Origin of the sequence: Snodgrassella sp. CS2, assembly GCF_050310315.1 — a bacterium.
Lineage (GTDB): Bacteria > Pseudomonadota > Gammaproteobacteria > Burkholderiales > Neisseriaceae > Snodgrassella > Snodgrassella alvi_E.
In genome coordinates this window covers 1-1,241 of record NZ_JBNPBA010000032.1, presented here as the reverse complement: position 1 = coordinate 1,241, position 1,241 = coordinate 1, and the positions used below count along the sequence as shown (strand labels likewise).

The 1,241-nt window shown below is 37.4% G+C and carries 2 protein-coding genes and 1 pseudogene; all 3 read left to right on the top strand.

Going from position 1 to position 1,241, the window contains the following annotated elements; genetic code table 11:
* Positions 1 to 460: RHS repeat-associated core domain-containing protein (locus ACQP6D_RS11210; RefSeq protein WP_427858269.1), on the top strand; the 460-nt coding region annotated here is incomplete at its 5' end.
* On the top strand, positions 457 to 900 hold the full coding sequence (locus tag ACQP6D_RS11205) for a hypothetical protein (RefSeq protein ID WP_367412211.1): 444 nt from the start codon (positions 457 to 459) through the stop codon (positions 898 to 900). The genes ACQP6D_RS11210 and ACQP6D_RS11205, both read left to right, overlap by 4 nt.
* A gap of 93 nt (positions 901 to 993) precedes the next feature.
* Positions 994 to 1,241: pseudogene (locus ACQP6D_RS11200) on the top strand (hypothetical protein); the annotation flags it as partial.

The following is a 1,241-nucleotide window of genomic DNA, read 5'->3' as shown; positions in this document are numbered from 1 at the left end:
TTACAATACTTTCAGGTACTATGACCCTGATATAGGCAGATTCACGCAGCCGGACCCGATTGGGTTGTTGGGTGGGTATAATCTGTATCAGTATGCGCCTAATGGGTTGACTTGGATTGATCCGTGGGGCTGGATTCATTTAAATACTAATGGAGCAACAGGAAATTTTGGGGTTTACGAAATAAGAATTGACGGCGAGCTTTATAAATATGGCAAGGCTGATTTAAATAGAATAACCAAAATTTCTGGGCTACCGACCCGATTGCATCAACAAATAGAGAAACTTCAAAAATTACATCCAGGTAAAAGGGTTGAGGGCAATGTCATAGAAAAAGGCTTTCCAACAACCAAAGCAGCAAAAGCAGTGGAAACAGTAAAGCTAGATGAGCATTATACAAAAACAGGAAAGATTCCAGTTGGCAATCAAAAGAGTTATAAACCGAAAGGACTATGTAAATGAAAATTAATTTTCCACTATTGTGGGCTGAAGTTGGCGTTCGTTACGAAATTACTAATACTGTTTTAAATCCATTGATAGAAAATCTCAATGCATTAAATAAAACTCTTCCACATTATGATAAATTATTTAAAACAACAGATTATGATTTATTCTTTACTATCTCAGCCACACAAGAATACAAAGATTTAGTTAAAGGTCCGTTAGCCTCGTCAAAACGAAAAGTGGTTAATTTCTCAATTTTTATACCTTATAAAACGTTTAGTTGCTATACGCAACAAATGTTCTATATTCTTGATACCATAGCAGAAGGAATTATTTTTGTATTCAATAAATATAAAACTGATCCTTCAGGGATAAAAGAAGTGTTTGAAACATTAAAAACATTGATTGCAAAGGATCCAGAAAGATATCAAAAATGGCTAAAAGATCTAGAGGACTGAAAATTTTAAAAATTTATAGCGCTTAAGGCGTTATTGCCATAGTTAGATAGCAAATGTAGCCAACCATTTGGCAAAAATCCTTATCGAAAAAAATTGACCAAATTAAGCTCCGTTTACATCTACGATGCCTTAGGCCGACGTATCGAAAAACACCAGATAGACCGGGCGGGCAAAGCCTGCAACCGTACCCACTTCCTGTGGGACGGGCTGAGAATGATTCAGGAAACCCGTACCGACAGAAGCAAAAGCATCTATATCTACACTGATGAAAGCGGCTATGAACCCTTAGCCAGAGTGGAGACCACCACCGGTACGGAACAGAAAGTGCTGTACTACCACAC

Coding starts and splice junctions, on each gene's coding strand:
- ACQP6D_RS11205 (WP_367412211.1), top strand. CDS start 457: ATGAAAATTAATTTTCCACTATTGTGGGCTGAAGTTGGCGTTCGTTAC.